Genomic DNA, 14,586 nt, shown 5'->3' on the forward strand with positions numbered 1-14,586 from the left:
GGATCAAGCATTACTTGCCGAGAGTGGACAAGACTTTGATGGAGAGCTTGCTTTTTTTGCCGTGGGTTCAGACCAGCGAGGAACAGGAATCGGCAAGGAGCTTTTTAATCGGTTGCTGGTTTATATGAAATCACAGAGCATCAGAAATTTCTATCTGTACACAGACAGCACCTGTAATTATGGTTTTTATGAACATCAAGGCATGAAACGAATTGGAGAAAAGAAATACAGCTTAAAACCGCATAGTGATGAGGATATGCTGGATACGCTGTTCTTCCTGTATGGATATAACTTTGAAAATCTAGTAGAAAATTGTAACAAGGAGAAGTAAAACATGCTGCTTAGCAGAGGAGCGGAATACTGGGATGGAAGAAGCACCCATAATCCACAGATTCTCAAACATCAGGATACCTATATTTTATACTATATGGGGTCAACTCACCCATTCAAGGATGTATCGCGATATGCGTTCGAAACAAGTTGATGTAAAATTGATGTAAAACATCAACAGAAACGATCGGAATGATGCCTTCCAGAATGGAAGCCCATTGATAAAAATCCCGTTAAATCAAGGATTCTACGGATTGTAACAGATCAAGTCCCAGAGGAGTATGTTCCCGCATACGGTGCATGTGGAGGCAGTTTGTGCCTTGGTTTATAAGAGTGTAGCAAATTAATAAAGTCCTGCCAAACTGGGTAAGTGACTGAGAAAGGAATCAGAAACCGCCCAACTTCAAACCTGCATAAAGCCTGCGTAAAGTCTACAAAAGGAACAAAAATAGCCGAGTGCAATCCAGGGTAAAGTTCCTGAGTTCGCTCGGTTTTTCATTTGCCTGAGCAAATGAAATGAGGATAAGACAGTATGCCGCAGAATTCGAAACCCTTGTTACTCCTACATTTCCTCTGTCATTTCTCTTTTTTTAGCAAGACTATATTCATACGGGTAACGGTGGAATGCGGGTTGAGGGGGTGTGATTTAGCAGGGCTTTATTAATTTTGAACAAAGAGGTTTGAGTATAGGACGGAAGTTGGGGACGCGAGCGATTCGCGTCCTCGTTTTAATCAGAACTGAGGGATGCCGGATTATTTGCACTTGATGAAGGTCGATACAAATCGGCCTTGTATGTTGCTCGTCGATCAATATTACTTGCTAATGGAGCTAGTTTTGAAGTTCGCTTCGGCTAGTTGTGAAAAGATATGGAGGCCTCATACTACGATTGGCTTGTACATTGCGTAAGGGGCAATCGTAGCGTGATTAACTGTTGGATGAATTTCTAATAAATGCGGAATCCAAGCTTTGGCAGCAGATATTTGTTTTTCCCAATCGCTCTTACGGTAATAAGCTCAGCACCTTGAGCAATGGCATCCTCAACTGCAGCAATGATTGCAGCGGTAGCAACTCCTCTTCTTCTGAAGGCGCCTGACACAGCAACAAACTCCAGAGAAAAGATACCGTTATGATTTAAGAGAGAGGATACCCCTGCCAGTATTCCTTGATCGTATACATTAAAGCACGAAAGAATACCTTCTTGACATACAGGGTAATGGTGTTCGGGATGGATAATCGGATAACCCTGGTGAATCACAAAGTTGTTCAATAGCGCCCATAGCTTGAAATCCTCGGCATTGTTAACCTTGTTGACGGTGATCTCTTTGGCTACCGCAGGATAATCTGGCTTCTCCGCAGCAAGCAGAGCCATCCCCGCTTCCTCCTCGTTAGGCTCTGGCAATGGCTCCGGTCTAGGCTCGCCCTCCCCAACATACTGGAGCAATTGCTCAGAGGGATACATTCCCCAGAAGATATGCTCATTATAATTTTTGATCTCCTGAACAATGCGGAGCGCTTCAGTTTCTGGCAGATGCTCAATTTGAATATTATAAATGGACGTCCCGCCATGCTGTCCCTTTTTAGGACGGATGATCGTGTAATGTGGGAGCTGTTCGGTCTCCATGTGTTCTGATTTCCCCAAAATGTCTAGATAAAAAGTACCGCCTTCTTCGATATGCCGTCTGATTGTTTGCTGATCCATATCCGTCATCCTTTGCATGTTTTTGTTTTTTAAGTATGTATTTGCTGATTTTCTCGATTATACTGAAGATGGAGTAAAAAAGCCTTAACAAATCGTGCTATTTGCGGAGATCTCCTATCAGCTTCCGAAATTGGAAGGCTATATATCAGGAATCGAGAAATGAATCCGCTAGCAGGCGATTGAGCGGGATTGGGGTGGAAAACCTGAAAGAGAATACCAGGATACATCATATTCAGCATACCGTTGATTATATTGAGGAGCATATTCACAATCGGCTAACGATGGAGGATATATCCGGGCATGTGTATTTATCCAAGTACCATCTTCAACGGATATTTAAATCCTTGACCGGCAAGGGCATTATGGAATATGCACGTTCACGGAAGCTGACGGAAAGCTTGTACGAGCTGCTGCATACGGATGGACGGATTGGGACTATCGCGGAAAAATATGGCTTTGAATATGAGCAATCTTTTACAAGAGCCTTCAAAGAAGATTTCGGCTTGTCTCCTTCTGAATATCGGAGAAGCCCTTGCCATGTTCAAATCACACCAAAGGCTGATCCCTCACTCCTGATCGAACTGGATCAAGCACTGATCGTAAAGCCGTTTCATGTCTTTAGGCCCGCCTTTGAGCTTGGAGGTTTGTTGCATCAGGTAAGTATTAGAGAGAATCTTGAGGAGTTTAAGGCCACGAGTCTAGCCGTTGATTTTTTTCATAGACACAGAGCGAGAATCACACGACCTATCAAACCAGAGGTTTATTACGGCTACACCTTCTGGGGGGAAGAAAAAGGTCAATATACCTATTACTTATCAGGTGTGGAGATTGGAGAAGAGACCGATCTGCCAGCAGACATGAAGCGGCTTGTGGTTCCCGCTTTCAGCTATACGGTTTTTCGCTTTATTGGATTTTTTCCTCCGGAGGAGTTAACGTGGAAGCATTTGCTAGATTTTTGGAATTTCAAAGACGATTTTTTAACAAAGGACAAGCCAATCGATTGGGAGAACCACTTCCATTATGAATATGTAGATTGGAGCCTTTGTACAGATGATTATTGTGAGCTGGACTACTATGTGCCTGTCATATGATTATAATCTTCCCCCTTGTTCTTTGCCGTTGTTTGCTTTCATTACATTGTACAGAATGGCTATATTGATAATGTATCTGAACTTACAAAACCACCTTTTGATAAACCACAGAGTTTTATCAAGCTGTTCGATGGCACGAAGCAAAGAAGACTAGTAGAGATGGTTACAAAGATCAAAGAGAATGCGGTTAAGATAATCGGATTAAAAAATGAGGGTACATGTTATGCCGAAAAACGATAATATGCTGGCAATTCTGTGGATGCTGAATTCGGGCGTGAAAATGACCGCAAAACAAATATCCGATAAGTTAGAAATAAATATAAGGACAGTTTATCGGTATATGGATGCACTATGTGCCAGTGGAGTGCCTATAATATCCGACGCAGGTCATAATGGCGGGTATAGCCTGCTGAATAATAATATCAGAGCACCTCTGCTATTCGATATGGAAGAAAAAAAGGCACTTCTTCATGCTGCTGTTTTTGCAAAAGAAGCCGGGCACCCTTTGAGTGAGTCATTAGGCAATGCGACATCAAAATTGAAATTGTATTCGAATCAGGAGCAGGAAAGTATACTTAGCCGTCATTTAGCAGGATTTGAAGTTATAAACCCCATGGGAGACCCTTCTGTTCAGTCGGTATTGGCTGAACTCGAGCAGGCTGTAGCAAACGAATTCTCTGTAGAAATTGATTATCGCACTAGCCGTGAAGAACAAACCAAGAATAGGGTAATAGACCCTTATGGAATGGTTTACTGGAACAATAAATGGTATACAGTTGCTTTTTGTCACCTAAGGAATGAGATTCGCAGCTTTCGGGCAGATCGGATTCTACAAATCAAGCGTACTCCAATCATATTTAAGCGTCCTGATGATTTTTCGGCCCGTGAATTTTTTATGCACAATCTGGTACCTGATTTAGTGGGCAAGGACGGCTTAATTTCTATGATTATCGGAGGCAGGTCAGAGGCACTCGATGACTTATGCTTGCATTGGTTTTTGGGGCATCATCTGAAAGAGCGGACATCAAATCAAGCGATCTTTTTAATAGAGGACAAATCAATTCATAAATATGTCCCTTATTTTCTTTTATCCTACGGGAAATCCATTCAAGTAATCGAACCACAGAGTTTGAAGGATAAACTTGTTGCTGTTGCGTCGGAGTTATTGGAATATTATCAGCTTTGACAGCTTCACTGACAGCAGATGTCAGTGAAGCTGTTTTATAATGATGATAGTCATTGATTACCGATGGATGGTTGGTATTACTTGATGAATTGTAAAATAAGGAGAACTTGCAAATGAATAATACGGTATATCTATATGTGTTTGACACAATGGCAGACTGGGAAATAGGTTACTTAACTGCCGAACTGAACTCGGGAAGATATTATAGAAAGGGGTTAGCCCCATCAAAAATAGTTACCGTGGGTATTGACAAGACTCCTATAACTACTATGGGCGGATTGAAAATTCTGCCTGACATCAAACTGGATGAGTGCAGCATGGAAAGCACTGATACATTGATTTTACCCGGTGGAGATACATGGACAGAAACAATTCACCAACCCATTTTAAAATTCGCACAGAGGTGTTTAAAGGAAGGTATATTGGTTGCTGCGATTTGTGGTGCGACAATGGGACTTGCCCAGACGGGACTACTGAATTCACGCCTGCATACAAGCAATGATCTGGAATACCTTAAAATGACCTGTCCCAATTATACGGGCGAAAAGTATTACAAAACGGAGTCTGTTGTAACTGATGGAAAACTGATCACGGCATCAGGAGTAGCTCCATTGGAATTTTCTGTACACGTCTTGAAAGCTCTGGGTGTGTTTTCTTCAGAAACATTAGATGCCTGGTACAATCTGAATAAGACACATGAATCCCGATATTTCTATGAGTTGATGAATTCAATCCAATGAAGGTTTAAGCATAAAATTGATATGTTATGATCATTTAAAGGAGGAATAAAAATGACTGAAAGCATAAAATATATGGGAGTGTCAGGTAAATATACAAAGAATGGAACACCCAACGGCTGTACATCTATTACCCCATTTATAACAGTGAAGAATCCTTCTGAAGCAATAGAGTTCTATAAAACTGTTTTCAATGCAAGGGTTAAGGATATTACTGAATATCCTGATGGAAATGGCAATAAAATAATTGTTCATGCGGAATTAGATTTTGGAAATGGTTTTTTGCAGCTGGGAGCAGCGAATCCGGCATATAAATTGGTCTTGCCGCCAGATGAAGACAATGCGTGTTATTCTTTAGGAATTTACGTAATTAATGTTGATCAGGTAATTGAAAATGCGGTAGCAAGAGGAGCAAAAGTAAGGGAACCGGTTGTAAACTTTGTTTCAGGTGATCGATTCGGAAGTATATTGGATCCTTTTGGAGTAAGATGGTCTATTATGACTAGGATTGAGGATTTGTCAGAAGAAGAAAGTAGTCGAAGGGTTGCTGAATGGGCCAAAAGCTTTAGTGTAGAATAAATGCAATAACTGTTTTAATAAAAAGTGTTAAAAGTGACAATTTGCATTTAAAGAGCCGCATTTACCGATAATATTGCAAGACAAAGCTCAAGCGGAAACAACGCTTGGGCTTTTTTTAGTGTTAAATAACTTGCGAATCATCACCTTTCAATCAGCCCCATTAACAAGACCGGGAAAGGCGGATTCCAAGTAATGATACACATTAATACACACCCATCTTCAACGGCTTGATTGATCGTTCGCTTAACAAGAATATCCATTCAGTCGATATAATACTAGACTGCCGATTGATCATTAAAGAAGTGACCTACTCGAATGAAGTTATAACCATGTTTCCTGACGGATCTCAGATAATGCGCTAAACGATGGGAGCGCTCTTGAAGATCTAATGACCGGCCATTTGGTTGTGCTTGCGCCAGAAAAATAGTAATGATACTTGGAGGAAATGCGATGATACGTACACAGGAAGTCATTGATTATGAAAAAGAATTTGATGAAGCGCATATGGAGATTGTAGCGGTAACAGGTGCACTAGGATTTGGTGGTGGCAAAGTGCCGCAGGCGGAATACTGGACGGCTTCTATACAGCTGACAGCATGGCGATTGGATGGAGATAGAACCATTTACACCGGAACCTGTAGATTGGTTACCAAAGCAGATGATGCATATTTGACCAAGCTTCGCGAGTGTGCCAAAGCAAACACCATCATTAAGGCTAAAGTACGTCAGAAGGAAGATCAGTTCTTGCTCATTGATTTGCCGGTAGTAGTGGAGGATAGTATGCTACAACCGATACTCGAAGTACAGATGAAACCTGTCGATTATGAAGATCGGGTACTAGGAACATTTGCATTGGACAAGCGGGTAGATACTTTTGAAAAGAAAGTGGATTGGCAGGGACGGTCCGTAAACCTAACTTTCGATAATGGAACAGATGAAGAAATTGCAGAGGGCCTTAGAACATGTTATGAAATAATGAATAATGTATCAGAATGGGACAATAAAGTACGTAAATTTGCTGCCGAGCAGCTACTGGAACTTAAAAATGAGAATTGGATTGACGAAGATGAGGATGAGCTAACCAAAGAAGAATTCATGACCCGTATTTCTGTGAGGAGTATAAGTGCTATGCCTGAAGGAGAAATGGAATTTTGGTTAGATGATGGCGACATTTTCTGGGGACATAGCATAGTAGTAAGCGGCTCTGTGGATGGTGGATTAGAGGATGCAGAAATGTGTGGCTGAGTATTTGTACTGAACTTGATATAAGCAAGAAAGCCAGCACGGTCGCATATGTGAGTCGGGCTGGCTTTCTGACAAACATCTAAGACGTATTAGCCCTAATCGTGATCTTATACACCTTCGTCATAAATACATGAATTTAACGAAACAGGAGCTTGTGGATAAGCTCATACAGGCGGAGCAGTTCATTGCAGAAAACCATAGCAAATGGACCTCAAGTATCTTTGAGCAGTTTAGTTGGGGTTAAGCTAACGGGCAGAATAACGTGGAAGTCATTCCCATTTTGTGCAAGATAAGATAAACTAACTTAAGACAAGGATTATTCTAACGGAGGACGATGTTGTGGAAGTCAGACAAATGGCAACAGCATTTTTAATTAATCAAGAGCACATTTTAATGATGAAGAAAGCTCGGAGCAAGCTATTTAATTTTGAGTTTTGGGGAGGTATTGGTGGGCATCTCGAGTATGAAGAACTGAACTTCCCGATGAAGGCAAGCTATAGGGAGATTGAAGAGGAAACCGGCTTTAAGGAGAACGAAATAGAAAATTTTTCACTTAAGTACATCTTAATAGAAAATAGTGACGGTGAAATCAGGCAACAGTACGTTTATTTTGGAGAGACAACACATAGAAATTTTGTTCCTTCTGACGAGGGAGAATTGTTTTGGATTCATAAAAATGAACTATTAAATCTAAAAACTTCAAAAGCTATCAGGTTTACAATCCAACATTACTTAGATAATCCTGCACAAACTGATATTTGTGTAGGAACGGTTACGGTTAATAACGAACAAGTTCCACATATCCAATGGTCTCCTATTAAGCAGACATCCACCTTCTAAATGAATTACAGTCATTGTGTAGCCTTGGAGATTGAGCTCTAACGGGCTGTTTAGTTCGTCCAGGATGCGATTTTTACGAATGGTCATGAAGTCGCTGCAGGAATTATAGCTTCCGCCCAGAAGCACGACTATAGTTTACCCGCAAGATTTCAAGATTATTGGCGAGGAGAATACGTCAATAAGTGAAATATTAGGTTTCCCGAGTGTAGATTATTATCAGACTGCAATTGGCGAGCGAGCCGTCTCGTTATTACTAAGCGGCGAATATGCCCGAATACAGATTCGACCTCAACTCAACTTCAGAGCTCGAACAGAAGCGAGTACGTTGTCCTGAATGAGCGCGAAGTTTACTTCTATACAACACAAAGAAGCCATTCACTTTAGAGAATGGCTTCTTTGTGTTTGTTCGAACTCCATGAGTGTCACAAAGCAGTATATTCCACATTTGCCTTTTAGTTATCGAATCAAGTTCTTGATATTTGACTATGTCAAGAACTTGATCCGGTTGCCGATACAATATTACTTGGTCCACACTTAACATTATGCTTATTATTCCATTTTTCTTTAGAAGTAGACTATGAATACAATGGATACTTTGATAGGTTTATATTTCACATAAAGGAATTTGAGAGATAAAGCCGAAATCAAAATTATAGGAGGAAAAGCATTGTCAAAAATATTTGAAACTATATTTAGGGAGATGAATACAGTATGATTCGTAAACTATCTCTTATTACAAGATGTACTCTTCTTTTTATATTATTTTTTTTCACGCTGTTTAATCGTACAATTATTACTCATGCGGAAACCTCTTCAGAGATAAGTAATACCAAGGTTGCCTGGAAAGAGATTGCAGTAGGCAGCACAGTTAGTATGGCTGTTAAACAAGATGGAACAGTGTGGGCTTGGGGGATGAACAATTATTATGGACTGTTTGGAAACGGAGAAAGCGGAGATCAGGCAGTAAATACCAAAATACCACTCCAAGTTAAAGGATTGAATAACGTGATTTCTGTTGCAGTAGGCTCAGATCATGCTCTTGCATTAAAGAAGGACGGAACCGTCTGGGCATGGGGATTTAATGAAGTTGGACAAATTGGGGATGGGACCCAATCAATTTATGATATATCTAATGAATCTAGGATTGATAATAATCGCCTGTTTGCTGTAAAAGTTAAAGGTTTATCGAATGTTATTGCGATTGCAGCAAACCGATTAGGAAGTTATGCGATTAAGGAAGACGGAACGCTTTGGGGTTGGGGCGATATACATGTCATTGGCGACAGTGTAGGAAACCAATCATTTCCTTTTGAGGTTAAACGATTTACGAACGTTGCAGCTATTGCATTAGGGTATGATAATCTTTTGGTATTAAAAAAAGATGGAACCGTTTGGACAACGGAAAAATTCCAAACTTTTCAATTTAAAGAGTTGAGTAACATAAAAGCTATTGCAGCAAGTTACGAAGCTAACTTCGCTTTGAAAGAGGATGGAACGGTTTGGGCATGGGGTTCCAACTCGCGTGGACAACTAGGGGATGGAACTTTTATAGATCGACAATCGCCCATACAAATACAAGGAATAAAAGATGTTGTATCGCTATCTGCAAGTATAGCAGGACCCCTTTACTTAAAGGAAGATGGAACGGTATGGGCAAATGGTCAAAATGGTGGAGGTCAGTTAGGAATTGGCTCTTATGAACATAGTAATGTGCCTGTTCAGGTAAAAGGACTAAAGAAAATTACGAAAATAGCTGCATCCTCGATAGGGTTTCGATCTATGGCTCTCCGTGTAGACGGAACACTCTGGTCTTGGGGAATTAATTACGTTGGAGATGGTACAGAAGGGACCAGAACGGAGCCGGTATGGATAAAAAGCTATGATACCGAGATTCTACAAAGCGATCCGATAACAGTAAAATTAAATGAGAAAATATTGGATTTTGAACAACCTCCAATTGAGATTAATGACCGTATTATGGTACCACTTCGCAAAATTAGCGAGTTGATCGGAGCAGATGTGCAATGGGATCAGAATACATCCACCCTGACAATGACAAAAGGAAAGAATATAATTAATCTAACAATAGGGAACGATTTAGCATTTAAAAATGGGCAAATCATTCGACTGGATAGTCCACCTAAAATAATCAACGACAAAACCTTCGTGCCTGTAAGATTTATAGGAGAATCATTCGGCGTTACGATTGATTGGGACGACAAAACAAAAACCGTAATGATAAATACTACAAAATAATCGAATGATTATTCGCCTATTTACTTTCCAAAGAATTAGAGAATAATACCAGTAAACTAATAATTTCCTCTAAAATAAGAGGGAGCAGAATACGGAAGGGGAAAAAAGATGAACACAAGTTTATTTCATTCATTGGAAGGTAGAAATATTTATTTTAAATCACTAAGTACAAATGATACTAGGGAGATACATAATTATGCCTCAGATGAGGAGGTTTCACGTTTTATTGGCTGGAATTTAATGGATACCGTGGATGAAACTCGTGAGTACGTTGAAACAATGTTAAAACGTGAGTCAGCAGGTACTCATCTATATGCCTCCATTGTTCTAAAATCAACCCAGGCAATTATAGGGACCGCCATGATTTTCAATTTTGACCAAAAAGCAAATCGTGCTGAAATTGGTTATGTTTTTCATAAAGAACATTGGGGCAAGGGTTATGGCTCTGAGAGCGTTGCTTTAATGAGTGATTTCGCATTTGAGTCACTAAATCTTAACAAATTGTATGCCAGTGTAGTTGATGCAAATATTGGCTCTGCCCGTATACTTAAAAAGAACGGGTATGAGCTAGAGGGACGATTAAAAGATCACTATTTTATAGAAGACAATTATTATGATGCATTGCTTTTTGGCAGAATTCAAACTAAAATGCCCAAATGAAATTTTATCCGGATCTCCAAATTCTAAGAAAATGGGAGTATTTAAGAGTAAGGTGATTCTCCATAGAGGGAGGATAATTCAATCGTTTCTCGAATATTTTCTGAGTTGGATAATTTTATGAACTTTGTGAATATAACGTTATCTGAAAGATACGCAATGATTATTTTTTGAAGGGATGATTAAATTGAAGCAAGGGATATTAGTTTTTCTAAATGGAACTTCAAGTTCCGGAAAGACCTCCATATCGACTGAACTGAAAAATCAGAAAGAGATTCTTTTTTATCATTTATCAATTGATGATTTTTTTAATAATTACAATGATTTTATTAATAATAAATTTCCAGATGAACCTACAAGAGAAATAGATCATCAAGTTGTCTCACAAATACTTGATGATTCCATATTCTCAGTGTACCATTCGACAATTAAATTGTTATCAGAAATGGGTTTTAATGTAATAGTAGATACCGTAATCGACAATGACAAGAGGTTTAATGAGTTTCTTGATCAATTTTTCGATCAGCCTACGTTATTTATAGGTGTAATATGCTCGAAAGAAGAACTCATAAGAAGAGAGCAAACAAGAGGAGATAGACAGATTGGACTAGCAGCTTCACAGTTTAGCAAAGTATATTGCTTTGATGAATATGACCTCGAAGTAAATACGGAAGAGATGAATCCAACAGAATGTGCCGAAAAGATATTAAGTTTTATTAAGTCCAATAAGGAATACTCGGTATTTAAGAAATTACGTAAAAGAAATGTTAGTGTTTCCTAGATGGCGTATCCATCAGACAACACCATATTCAAGCATTGGGGCTATCACCCCTCGGGCTGCCGAGGGATTTCGGGATTAAGCTAACGGGGAACGATAGTTCAATAATGCAAGGGTTGCCAATTGGCAGCCCTTTTTTCAGCTAACGGGCAGTTTTGCATAAATACTAATTTTTTATTAATATACAAATATACCAAATTTTGTTCATATCTACTAAAACTCCGGAAGGAGAGTTCGAATGATGAAAAAACGATGGATAATGGGAGTTGTGCTCTCTTCGTGTCTGCTGCTAGCCTCCTGCGACGACAATAAAGCACCGGCAGAGACGCAGAACATAGCAGGGGCGCTGAATACATCTGAGTCAACGGCGGCAATGGACTCGCCTTCGAACGAGGCTATGATCACCTACGAAGTAACCCGGAAAGATGCAAAGGAGAAGGCCGATCTCCTCACAAAAACTTACGGCACGAACAGCGTGCAGTACGCCATTATCGATCATGGCAACATCGTCGTATCCGGCCAATCCGGCAAGAATGATGAGCAGGGACAGAAGCCGCTCACGATAGACACGATGTACGGGATCGGCTCAACGAGTAAAATGTTTACCACAGTTGCCGTCATGCAGTTGGTCGACCAAGGGAAAATCGATCTCGATACGCCAGTCGTCCAGTATATCCCCGAGTTTACGATGAAGGATGAACGCTACAAGCAGATTACGCCGCGCATGCTGCTCAATCATTCTTCCGGTCTAAACGGATCGTCGCTGATGGACGCCTTTTTATTCGAAGATAACGATACTTACGTCTACGACACATTGCTGAAGCAACTGGCTGGTCAGACCTTGAAGGCGGACCCTGGCGCTTATTCGGTTTATTGCAATGACGGATTTACGCTGGCCCAGATTCTGGTCGAGCGAGTCAGTGGCATGGATTTCGCCCCTTACATCCATCGATATATTACGGAACCCCTGGGTATGGCCAATACGGAGACGCCGCTCGATTCTCCGAACACAGCGAAGATGGCGGGACTCTATTATCCTACCTACACAGGACAACTTCCCAACGAGACGATCAACGTGATCGGAACGGGAGGCATTTATTCAACGGCGGAAGATTTGGCTCGATTCTCGCGAATTTTCACGGGAGAAGTGGAAGAAGTCTTGTCCGGCAAATCGGCTGCGGCCATGGCGCAAGACGAGTACAAGACGCCTTTGTGGCCTGACGATGCGGACAGCTCGATCGGATACGGTCTCGGCTGGGACAGCATCAATCTGTATCCCTTTAGCGAATATGGGATAAAGGCGCTGACCAAAGGTGGTGACACGCAACTCTATCATGCATCGCTCGTTATGCTTCCCGAGCAGGACATGGCGGCAGCTGTCGTCACTTCCGGCGGGAACAGCACGTACAATCAGCTTCTGGCGAACGAAATTCTGCTTCAGGCGCTGAAGGAGAAAGGAACAATTGCCGAAATCAGGCCTGAGAAGTCGTACGGCGCGCCGGTAAAGGTCGATATGCCGAAGTCCGTTCTGCAGTATTCGGGAATCTATGGAGCGTCCAATACAACGGCAAACATCACAATTACAGAAGGCGGCGTCATGTCCGTCACTTATGAGAAGTTGCCCAATAATCCAGCGGAGATCTACGAATATTCTGCGGACGGCACGTTCCGGAGTACGGATGGGAATACGGTGATCAGTTTCGTGACGGAGGAGAATGGCCACACCTACACATGGATTCGTCGATACATATTGGTGCCGGGCCTTGGGCAGACGGCTTTGTCTATGTACTCCGGCGAGAAGCTCCAGCCCCAAGATCTTCCGACAAAGACAATAAAGGCATGGATTCAGCGCGACGGCAAGAAGTACTATTTTCTGAATGAGAAGTATACGTCGGTTGTATATTTGATGTTATTGCCTATCCAAGTAAATATGTCGAAACAATTGCCGGGGTACGTGTTGGATAAGCGAATAACCGGCCCGAATACGGCCGTCTCTGAATTGCAAATTCCGGGGATGAATGGGCGGGATCTCTCAGGTTATACGTTCTTTACGAAGGACGGCGTTGAGTACCTGAATATTCGTGGAAGTATCTTAGTGAACGAGGACGCCATAAAGCCAATCAACATCGCTAAGAAGTCAATCGTTACGATTCCGCCCGACGGATACGCCCAATGGTATACGATAAGCTACAAAGACGGGGGCAAGATCGTTAAGGAGAGCATGTCCTCGAACGCCTCCTTCGCCGTTTATAATGCGAAGGGAACATGCATCTACTTCAGTGTCATCGGAGGCGAGGATCAGGTCGAACTGCCCGTGGGAGGATCTATTGTTTTCGCCGGAGATGCCGGCTCGAAGTTCGAGATTTCCCCGCAATAACGTCACAATAGGCATTTCAAAACTGCCAAAGGTACATCCCTGCGTATAATAAAGAAGAGTCCTCAAGAAAAATTGGATGAACTAATAACATCTATTAAAAGTGCCTTGATTCATTTCAATAGGTGAACATTCAACTAACGGGACACGTTAGTTGAAATGCAAGTTCAGAAACGGGAGAGGTGTTTTAATGGAAGCAACGGGATATGTCCCTTTAATAAACATAAGCAATGATGAGAAAATTTGGGCTGGTACGAAGGTAAGGCTCTTCTATGTTGGGTTAAATGTGGCAGATAAAGAGCATGACTTCTATGATTATCTTGTATCATATATCTTCGATAATGATGACCTTCTACAGCTAACTAATCTGTCCCAAGGAAAAGCCGGAAATATTCTTTATGTTATTCCAAAAGACAAACCTAATCACTATTCGAGCGGTAAATCATTAAAAGATATGGTCGGTTTGGATAATACTTACGTATTGTTTGAGTAGAAGGTGAGCAATGTAGGATTCAACTAACGGGGAACGATAGTTCAAACAATCAGGGAGCAGACCGCTACGGGTAGTTGCTCCCTTTTGCATTGAAGTAACGGGCAGTTTTACGCAGTTATTTATAGAAAAGTGGTATAATTATCAGGGGAAACGTTAATAAGGTTTGAAGTCAAAATGAGGTGTTTTAATTTGTTGCTTCGCGATGGGATTTCTGGATTTTATAACTCGGAAATCGATGAATCATTGGTAGACATTAGCCATTTTAAAAAGCAATGCTATGCTTTAGCAAATCACGTTGGTGGAAAACTGGTCACTGTTTC

At 41.1% G+C, this 14,586-nt stretch carries 15 protein-coding genes; 14 read left to right on the plus strand and 1 reads right to left on the minus strand.

The annotated features are described in order from the left end of the window. Together AC1DOK_RS23920 and AC1DOK_RS23925 are read left to right on the plus strand one after the other, a co-directional pair. Positions 1 to 331 (plus strand): GNAT family N-acetyltransferase (locus AC1DOK_RS23920; RefSeq protein WP_477556797.1); only part of this gene is annotated, 331 nt, incomplete at its 5' end. A gap of 3 nt (positions 332 to 334) precedes the next feature. Beyond that, positions 335 to 484 (plus strand): hypothetical protein, encoded by a 150-nt coding sequence (locus AC1DOK_RS23925; protein ID WP_477556798.1) that lies wholly within the window; start codon positions 335 to 337, stop codon positions 482 to 484. A gap of 790 nt (positions 485 to 1,274) precedes the next feature. Here AC1DOK_RS23925 and AC1DOK_RS23930 read toward each other — a convergent pair. Next, on the minus strand, positions 1,275 to 2,030 hold the full coding sequence (locus tag AC1DOK_RS23930; RefSeq protein ID WP_477556799.1) for a GNAT family N-acetyltransferase: 756 nt from the start codon (positions 2,028 to 2,030) through the stop codon (positions 1,275 to 1,277). A 194-nt stretch (positions 2,031 to 2,224) separates the two neighbouring features. Here AC1DOK_RS23930 and AC1DOK_RS23935 point away from each other — a divergent pair, with 194 nt between their 5' ends. From AC1DOK_RS23935 to AC1DOK_RS23990, 12 genes are all read left to right on the plus strand, one after another. After that, the gene (locus AC1DOK_RS23935) at positions 2,225 to 3,121 is read left to right on the plus strand and encodes a helix-turn-helix domain-containing protein (protein ID WP_477556810.1); all 897 of its coding nucleotides are present in this window, start codon (positions 2,225 to 2,227) and stop codon (positions 3,119 to 3,121) included. Positions 3,122 to 3,136: 15 nt separating this feature from the next. Then, positions 3,137 to 3,361 carry a hypothetical protein gene (locus AC1DOK_RS23940; RefSeq protein ID WP_477556800.1) on the plus strand — a complete coding sequence of 75 codons (225 nt, stop codon included), beginning with the start codon at positions 3,137 to 3,139 and terminating at the stop codon, positions 3,359 to 3,361. Next, positions 3,345 to 4,307, plus strand: coding sequence for a helix-turn-helix transcriptional regulator (locus tag AC1DOK_RS23945; protein WP_477556801.1), 963 nt, complete (start codon positions 3,345 to 3,347; stop codon positions 4,305 to 4,307). Before AC1DOK_RS23940 ends, AC1DOK_RS23945 begins: the two co-directional genes overlap by 17 nt. A 113-nt stretch (positions 4,308 to 4,420) precedes the next feature. Beyond that, positions 4,421 to 5,047: a type 1 glutamine amidotransferase family protein gene (locus tag AC1DOK_RS23950; RefSeq protein WP_477556802.1), complete on the plus strand. Its 627-nt coding sequence runs from the start codon at positions 4,421 to 4,423 to the stop codon at positions 5,045 to 5,047. Between the two features lie 51 nt (positions 5,048 to 5,098). Then, positions 5,099 to 5,623, plus strand: a complete 525-nt coding sequence (locus AC1DOK_RS23955) for a VOC family protein (protein WP_477556803.1) — start codon at positions 5,099 to 5,101, stop codon at positions 5,621 to 5,623. A gap of 450 nt (positions 5,624 to 6,073) precedes the next feature. Then, complete coding sequence (locus tag AC1DOK_RS23960; RefSeq protein ID WP_477556804.1) at positions 6,074 to 6,868, plus strand: DUF2262 domain-containing protein; 795 nt, start codon at positions 6,074 to 6,076, stop codon at positions 6,866 to 6,868. Positions 6,869 to 7,207: 339 nt separating this feature from the next. Continuing rightward, positions 7,208 to 7,708, plus strand: coding sequence for an NUDIX domain-containing protein (locus AC1DOK_RS23965; protein WP_477556805.1), 501 nt, complete (start codon positions 7,208 to 7,210; stop codon positions 7,706 to 7,708). Between the two features lie 711 nt (positions 7,709 to 8,419). After that, a complete protein-coding gene (locus AC1DOK_RS23970) occupies positions 8,420 to 9,964 on the plus strand; it encodes a stalk domain-containing protein (RefSeq protein ID WP_477556806.1) in 1,545 nt (514 codons plus the stop codon). A gap of 108 nt (positions 9,965 to 10,072) precedes the next feature. Then, positions 10,073 to 10,624 (plus strand): GNAT family N-acetyltransferase, encoded by a 552-nt coding sequence (locus AC1DOK_RS23975; protein ID WP_477556807.1) that lies wholly within the window; start codon positions 10,073 to 10,075, stop codon positions 10,622 to 10,624. 184 nt (positions 10,625 to 10,808) lie between these two features. Continuing rightward, entirely contained in the window at positions 10,809 to 11,402 is a 594-nt protein-coding gene (locus tag AC1DOK_RS23980) for a chloramphenicol phosphotransferase CPT family protein (protein ID WP_477556811.1), read from the plus strand. Between the two features lie 235 nt (positions 11,403 to 11,637). Beyond that, positions 11,638 to 13,776, plus strand: a complete 2,139-nt coding sequence (locus AC1DOK_RS23985) for a serine hydrolase domain-containing protein (protein ID WP_477556808.1) — start codon at positions 11,638 to 11,640, stop codon at positions 13,774 to 13,776. A 187-nt stretch (positions 13,777 to 13,963) separates the two neighbouring features. Next, entirely contained in the window at positions 13,964 to 14,266 is a 303-nt protein-coding gene (locus AC1DOK_RS23990) for a hypothetical protein (RefSeq protein ID WP_477556809.1), read from the plus strand. The last annotated feature ends 320 nt before the right edge of the window (positions 14,267 to 14,586 follow it).

It is taken from the genome of Paenibacillus sp. P5_B5, assembly GCF_056400365.1.

Bases quoted from the DNA above. Each gene is read 5' to 3' on its own strand.
- AC1DOK_RS23970 (WP_477556806.1), top strand. From the start codon at position 8,420: ATGATTCGTAAACTATCTCTTATTACAAGATGTACTCTTCTTTTTATA.
- AC1DOK_RS23960 (WP_477556804.1), top strand. From the start codon at position 6,074: ATGATACGTACACAGGAAGTCATTGATTATGAAAAAGAATTTGATGAA.
- AC1DOK_RS23930 (WP_477556799.1), bottom strand. From the start codon at position 2,030: ATGGATCAGCAAACAATCAGACGGCATATCGAAGAAGGCGGTACTTTT.
- AC1DOK_RS23955 (WP_477556803.1), top strand. From the start codon at position 5,099: ATGACTGAAAGCATAAAATATATGGGAGTGTCAGGTAAATATACAAAG.
- AC1DOK_RS23925 (WP_477556798.1), top strand. From the start codon at position 335: ATGCTGCTTAGCAGAGGAGCGGAATACTGGGATGGAAGAAGCACCCAT.
- AC1DOK_RS23975 (WP_477556807.1), top strand. From the start codon at position 10,073: ATGAACACAAGTTTATTTCATTCATTGGAAGGTAGAAATATTTATTTT.
- AC1DOK_RS23985 (WP_477556808.1), top strand. From the start codon at position 11,638: ATGATGAAAAAACGATGGATAATGGGAGTTGTGCTCTCTTCGTGTCTG.
- AC1DOK_RS23990 (WP_477556809.1), top strand. From the start codon at position 13,964: ATGGAAGCAACGGGATATGTCCCTTTAATAAACATAAGCAATGATGAG.
- AC1DOK_RS23950 (WP_477556802.1), top strand. From the start codon at position 4,421: ATGAATAATACGGTATATCTATATGTGTTTGACACAATGGCAGACTGG.
- AC1DOK_RS23945 (WP_477556801.1), top strand. From the start codon at position 3,345: ATGCCGAAAAACGATAATATGCTGGCAATTCTGTGGATGCTGAATTCG.